Genomic DNA, 5678 nt, shown 5'->3' with positions numbered 1-5678 from the left:
CCTCTCGTTGAGTGCCGGGCGCCTTCGCGTACAGGGAGGTCAGGCGGCGAGGTCGAACTCGCGGCCGTGCACCCCGGACATGAAGCAGAAGAACTCGTGCAGCGTGTACGTGTGGACCTGGGCGTCGGGGGTGGCCGTGTCGCGAACCTGGACCCCGGCGCCAGTGAAGCTGAGGGCGATGCGGTGGCCCGTGAAGACGCCGCGGCGCAGGTTCGCCAGCCAGCCGTTCCAGACCTCAGCCGGGTAGACCTGGGCGGGCAGTGAGCGGTCCTTGGAGTCCCGCAGGGCCACGTGGCCCTCGGCGAACGCCGTCTCGAAGCACCCCTGGGCGCTCTCGGACGCCCGGGCCTTGAACCAGGTGGCGTGGCTGAAATTAGGAACAGTCATGTCATCTCACGTCTCGTGCCGGATGGTTCGTACGAACTCCAGCGAGGCGGCCGGGGAGAGTGCCTGGCCGCACAGCTGGGTGTAGAGCTGCCCGAACCGCCGGATGTCCTTCGGCTTCGGGAGGTAGAGGTTGCCGCCCGGCGTGTCGCAGTACACGACCTCGGGCTCGGCAGGGTCCGGGAAGTCGATCATCGTGAAGCCGCCCGTCAGCGATCCGTGGGGTCCGGCCGCGAAGGGCAGGCACTGGAAGGTGATGTTCGGGACTTCCTCGCCGCACCGGATCAGGTGGTCGAGCTGGTCGCGCCAGGCCTCCGCGTCGCCGACCGGCCTGCGCAGCGCCGCTTCATCCAGGATGATCGCCAGCTCGACCGGGACCGGTTCCCTGGTGAGGACCTCCTGCCGGGCCATGTGGGCATCGGTCAGGAGGTCAAGCTCGGTGTCGCTCGCGGCCGGCAGGCCGGACCGGAGGATGCCCCGCATGGTGGGACGGGTGCGCGTCAGGCTGTGGATCGAACCCAGGGCGAAGACCCGCAGTGTACGCGCGGCCTCCTCCAGCCCCAGGTAGGTCTCCAAGGTGGGAGGGAAGGCGGCTTCGTGCGCGGTCCACATGCCGCCCTCGGGTGCCTCGCGAGCCATGGCCAGCAGCGCGTTGCGCTCGTCCTCGGGGACGCTGTACCTGTCGAGCAGCCCCTTGAGCTCGATCATCTTGACGTCGCGCTTGCCGTTCTCGATCCGGCTCATCGTGCTGTCCGACACCCCGATGGACTGACCTGCCTGTTCGACCGTCAGTCCTGAAACTTCACGGAACTCCTTGAGGCGTCGGCCGACCTTCCGCCGGTGCTGGAGCGGCCCCATGGGTGCTGTCGCCACTGCTGACCCTCCCCTCTGCCTGCGTGCCAGAGCCGATTTTGCCCTACGGACCGCACCAGGAGTAATCGCTCCGCTCACCGACGCCCTCCACTCCGAAGGAGATCAAAGGAAATTTCACAGAGAAGTTGCACGCTGAAATTTCAGGGTACATCCTAGGTGTCACGGAGACGTGACGGTCGGTGATCGCTTTTTCCTCGGCCGCGCCGGAGACGAGGGATACCCCCATGCCGCTCAGCACTTCGACGTTCGCTCACCAGCCCCCCGGCGGGCTGACCGCGCCGCCAACCGGCCTCACCCCCGGCGCCCGCTGGCTCCTCCACGGCCAGTCGGACCTCGTCTCCCGGGTGGCCGCCTGGCGCGAGCTCCACGGGCTGGCACCGATCCAGATCCTGCCCGGCCCCGGCTGGGAGGCCATCGCCGTTCACCGCGTGCTGGGCGAGCCCGCACTGCGGCGACTGGGCCGACCCGGACCGGTTCTCTTCACCGGTGGCTCGATCGTCTTCTTTGTCCCGGCCCTCACCCACCCCTGGGGGTCCGTGCTCAACGGCATAGCCAGGAAGACCCCCGAGCTCTGGGATTGGGGGAAGAGCCTCACCGGCCATCTGTCGGCGGACGGAACACACGAGATCCACTGCCCCAGGCCCGGCATCCCCCACCGCAAGGGCCCGTATTGGCTGGCCGAACCCGACGGCACCGACCGGCTGACCTTCGCCGGGGAGCTGGCCTCCGCACTCGACGCCGTCTCCGAGTCGGCGCTCGCACCCCTCCTCGCGGGCAAGGAGAAGGCGCCCACGACGGAGACGGCCCCCAGCGCTCCCCAACTCTCCCCCGAACGTTCGCGCAACACCGTCGCCGCCTTCTTCGGCCGGCGGCCGCACAGCACGGAGGCGACATGACCCCGCCCGTCCAGGTCAGCACCGAAGACGCCAGGCAGACCTCCTTCAAGCTGAGGGAGGCTCACCTCACCGCCGAGCACATCCCCCTGCTCCGTTCCCTCGCCGTCGACCGGTGCCACCGCTGGCTGGCCGAACGCGGCTGTGTTCTCGGCGACCCCGAGCAGGACCCCGTCAGCGCTGCCGTGCACGACGCGATGCTCGTCCTCACCGAGCTGCTCACCAACGTCCTCAAGCACGTGATCAACCACGGCACCTGCTGGCCTCCCAGCAACGTGCCCGCGCAGCGCCCCGGCGCCCCCGAGTGGATCGAGCTCGACCTGGAGCTGGAGGCGACCACCGGCCTGACCCTGCTCATCGTCGTCCGCGACGGCGCCCCGAGCGGGCCGGTGCTCGACACCACCGAGCCCGGCGACTTCGAAGGCGGCCTCGGCCTCGGCCTGGTGCGCGCCGTCAGCAACGACGACTGGGGCTGGGAGCCCACGGGCAGCGGCAAGGCCGTCTGGGCCCGCTGCCCCCTCGTCACCCCGACGAACTGAGCGATCGGAACCCCCATGACCACCCGAGCCCCGCACCCGCGAACAACCCGCGCAACCCCGACACGGATCGGCCCAGACCGGTTCCGCCTTCCCGACGGCCGCATCCTCACCGTCCCGGTGCCCGCCGGCGGGCACGAACTCCGCACCGGCTCCTGGATCAAGGTCGGCGACACGGCGTGCGAGATCACCAGCCTGCTCTCGCGCCGGGACGGCGGGCGCACCCTCCACCTCGACGACGGTGCCCTCATCCTGCCGCTTCCCCGCCTCGAAACCGTCGCGGAGTTCACCGTCCTCACCACCGGCCAGCCGCCCGCCCCGTCCACCCCTGCCCGGACCGGCGAACCGCCCCGGCGGCGGCCACCGCGCCCTTGCGCTCGAACGGAACCCTCCATGCGACCCGCACCCTCCCGGCCCGCCCCGCAGGTCCGGCCGCTCGACACCCGAGTGCACGTCACCGAGCCGGACCACGCCGGGATCTACCACCTCTCCGACGGCCGGGCCCTGCTCAACCCCCTGCCCGCCGGGGCCGGCGACATCCGCATCGGCAGCTGGGTCCAGCTCGACGGCAGGCCGTACGAGGTCGCGGACATGACCGGTCTGATCACCCGCCGGGTCCTGCTCCTGCACGGCACCCGCCAGGTCATCGTCCTCGGTCTGAGCGACACCGTGCAGCGCTACACCGTCCTCGAACGCCGCCGGGACGGACGGTAGACGGTGAACCCCCTGCCCCGACACCACCCCACACCCGCCCAAGCCGCTGCCATGCCGCCCGGCATCTGGCTGCTCGGAGTCCTCGGCAGCACGCACCGCGACCGGGGCTTCATCCGCTGGCTGGCGGAGCCCGACCTCCTGATCTCCGTCCCCACCGGGAGCCGCTGGGACACGATCTCCCTCCCGGCGGCCACCGGGCTGCCGCTGCTCGCCGCCGCCCTCGCCGGCCCCTGCGCCCACCGCCTCGGACCGGTGCTGTACGACGCGACCTCCGACCTCACCTACTGGCTGATAGCCCCGGACCAGGAACAGCCGTGGCTCGGCCACCACCCGCTGGCCAACCTCCTGCCCGCCGGTGAACGCCTCAAGGTGCCCAACCCCGCGCCCGACCCCGACTTCATCGACGAGCCGGCCAGCCCCGGACCTGCGGTCGTCCGCTGGGCCTACTGGCCGCCCGTCACCGGCACCCTCACCTCGGGGCGGTGGCTGGGCCACACCCTCATCGACCCTGGCACGCCGGTGAGCGCAAGCCACCCCCGAGAGGACTAAGCCGACCCGGCCACCACCGCCCCGACACCCCGAGGACCCCCGTGCCCGCCGCCCGCTTCACGGCCACCTACACCAGCACCGACCTCGCCGGTGCCCGCCACCCTCTGCTGCGGCACGTCAGCCACCACGCCACCGCGGGGCAGGCCCTGCGCTGGCTGGGCCGCCTGCTGCGCGCCGGAGGAACCCAGCTCGACCGCTCTGAGCGGGACCACCGCCTGGAAGCCTTCACCGACAACGACGCCTTCCACCGTGTCTGCTTCCGGCTCAACAACGGCACCCCTCTGCGCATCCAGCACCGTGCCGGCCGACGCGTCGTCACCGTGGCCGTGACCAACACCGTCCACTGGCGGCTCCTGCCCGCCAGCCCCGAGCCGCCCCGGGAGGTTCGCCGGGCGGCCCTGGTCCGAAGCCGAACCGCGGCCGCCAGGAGCCGCTGCCTGCGGCGGGCCGAGGCCCGCGAGCAGCCGGAGCACCGGCCGTGACCGGCACCCCGCTCGGTGCGCCGGGCACCGGCGGCCACCGTGTCGACACCCCCATCGGAGGCGCCCCGCGACCACGGGCACCCGCATCGCCGACAACCCGGCCGCCCCCAGCGGCCTGGCAGAACCAGAAACGACCCCCTCCGCATCGGCGACGCGCCACCGGCGAAGCCCCGACCAGACCCCGAAGGACATGAACGACTCACCCGCCCCCGAGCACCAACTCCTCGTACCCCCCGCGTCGGCGGCGAGGACCCTGCCCATCCTCCTCACCCGGCAGGTCGCCCCCGGCGCCCGCATCCTCCAGATCGGCCCCGACAGCGACATCACCCGCGAGCTCGCGAACCTGAGCGGAGACACCCCCTTCTTCTCCGTCCAGCCGGACCGCGCCGGCGAAGAAAGCGTGCGCGCCCCGCTCGGACCCCGCGGCCGCAACCTCGGCCTCGTCGATGTCCACATCGGCGACCTCGCACACGGCCGACCGGACCAGGGCCCCTACGACCTGATCGTCTCCGCCCTCCCCGTCCGGGGCATCCCCCGCGCCTGGCTCACACAACTGGCCAGGGGCGGTGCCCTGGCCGTTCCTCTCGCCTTCGGTGGCCGCCACCCCTGGGCCGCCGCAGTGAATCGCGCCACCGGCGTGCGAGTTCGGCTGCTCACCGCGGGGGAGGATCACTGGCCGGTGCCCGAGGACGGCCCCCTGTACCCCGACGGCGGCGACACCCCCGCGACCCGCCCCCACCTTCCGGCCCCCGACCTGGGCACACGGCGCCGGAGGGCGGTCGCCGCTCTGCGAGAAGAGCAGTGGGCCGACCTGTGGGCCTACCTGGCCGTGCACCACCCCCGCCGCCTCGCCGTCGCCGGGGTGGAAGAACGGCTCCGCTGGGAGCAGACCCTCGCGCTGGCCGACGGCGAGCACGCTGTCTACATCCGCCCGGACGGGCTGTGGACCACCAGCGACCAGCGCCCCGCCAGAGCCCTCGCAGCCCAGGCCGAGCAGGCGATCCTCCACTGGGGCTGGGCGCACCGGCCTCCCTTGCCCTGGTGGGTGGCCGAGCTCGGGCCCGTCACCGCGTCCACCGCATCCCTCCTCCGGCCGGACGGTTGGCACATCAACCGGATCCGGATCGAGTAACCGGCCCTCTGCAAGGCCGACGGGGCGCCCACCCGGGTGTGGGGGGGGCCCCCCGGTGACCCCCGGAAGGGCGTCAGGAGCGATCCTGGCGCCCTTCCGCCGTTTCCACAGGTGT

Annotated in this window: 8 protein-coding genes; 6 read left to right on the top strand and 2 right to left on the bottom strand. The window is 72.3% G+C overall.

Translation table 11 applies throughout. The features are described 5' to 3' along the window. Positions 1 to 39 precede the first annotated feature (39 nt). Positions 40 to 387 carry a DUF397 domain-containing protein gene (locus tag ACFWXO_RS41640; protein WP_380531513.1) on the bottom strand — a complete coding sequence of 116 codons (348 nt, stop codon included), beginning with the start codon at positions 385 to 387 and terminating at the stop codon, positions 40 to 42. 6 nt (positions 388 to 393) lie between these two features. Further along, on the bottom strand, positions 394 to 1257 hold the full coding sequence (locus tag ACFWXO_RS41635) for a helix-turn-helix domain-containing protein (protein ID WP_380531511.1): 864 nt from the start codon (positions 1255 to 1257) through the stop codon (positions 394 to 396). 224 nt (positions 1258 to 1481) lie between these two features. Between ACFWXO_RS41635 and ACFWXO_RS41630 the strand changes: the two genes are divergently transcribed. The 6 genes from ACFWXO_RS41630 to ACFWXO_RS41605 all read left to right on the top strand — a co-directional run bounded on the left by ACFWXO_RS41630 (position 1482) and on the right by ACFWXO_RS41605 (position 5563). Then, on the top strand, positions 1482 to 2153 hold the full coding sequence (locus tag ACFWXO_RS41630; protein WP_380531508.1) for a hypothetical protein: 672 nt from the start codon (positions 1482 to 1484) through the stop codon (positions 2151 to 2153). Further along, a complete protein-coding gene (locus tag ACFWXO_RS41625; RefSeq protein WP_380531506.1) occupies positions 2150 to 2689 on the top strand; it encodes an ATP-binding protein in 540 nt (179 codons plus the stop codon). Before ACFWXO_RS41630 ends, ACFWXO_RS41625 begins: the two co-directional genes overlap by 4 nt. Before the next feature lie 15 nt (positions 2690 to 2704). Then, a complete protein-coding gene (locus tag ACFWXO_RS41620) occupies positions 2705 to 3400 on the top strand; it encodes a hypothetical protein (protein WP_380531503.1) in 696 nt (231 codons plus the stop codon). A 51-nt stretch (positions 3401 to 3451) separates the two neighbouring features. After that, positions 3452 to 3949, top strand: a complete 498-nt coding sequence (locus ACFWXO_RS41615; protein ID WP_380531500.1) for a hypothetical protein — start codon at positions 3452 to 3454, stop codon at positions 3947 to 3949. Between the two features lie 41 nt (positions 3950 to 3990). Next, a complete protein-coding gene (locus ACFWXO_RS41610; RefSeq protein ID WP_380531497.1) occupies positions 3991 to 4431 on the top strand; it encodes a hypothetical protein in 441 nt (146 codons plus the stop codon). Between the two features lie 190 nt (positions 4432 to 4621). Further along, positions 4622 to 5563, top strand: a complete 942-nt coding sequence (locus ACFWXO_RS41605) for a hypothetical protein (RefSeq protein WP_380531494.1) — start codon at positions 4622 to 4624, stop codon at positions 5561 to 5563. The last annotated feature ends 115 nt before the right edge of the window (positions 5564 to 5678 follow it).

Source organism: Kitasatospora sp. NPDC059088, assembly GCF_042738155.1.
GTDB lineage: Bacteria > Actinomycetota > Actinomycetes > Streptomycetales > Streptomycetaceae > Kitasatospora.
Note: the sequence above shows the minus strand (reverse complement) of the source record. Positions and strands in the feature narration are given on the sequence as shown.

What these genes read in the sequence shown, in the direction of transcription:
- ACFWXO_RS41640 (WP_380531513.1), bottom strand. Translation starts at nt 387, where the DNA reads ATGACTGTTCCTAATTTCAGCCACGCCACCTGGTTCAAGGCCCGGGCG.
- ACFWXO_RS41630 (WP_380531508.1), top strand. Translation starts at nt 1,482, where the DNA reads ATGCCGCTCAGCACTTCGACGTTCGCTCACCAGCCCCCCGGCGGGCTG.
- ACFWXO_RS41625 (WP_380531506.1), top strand. Translation starts at nt 2,150, where the DNA reads ATGACCCCGCCCGTCCAGGTCAGCACCGAAGACGCCAGGCAGACCTCC.
- ACFWXO_RS41620 (WP_380531503.1), top strand. Translation starts at nt 2,705, where the DNA reads ATGACCACCCGAGCCCCGCACCCGCGAACAACCCGCGCAACCCCGACA.
- ACFWXO_RS41615 (WP_380531500.1), top strand. Translation starts at nt 3,452, where the DNA reads ATGCCGCCCGGCATCTGGCTGCTCGGAGTCCTCGGCAGCACGCACCGC.
- ACFWXO_RS41605 (WP_380531494.1), top strand. Translation starts at nt 4,622, where the DNA reads ATGAACGACTCACCCGCCCCCGAGCACCAACTCCTCGTACCCCCCGCG.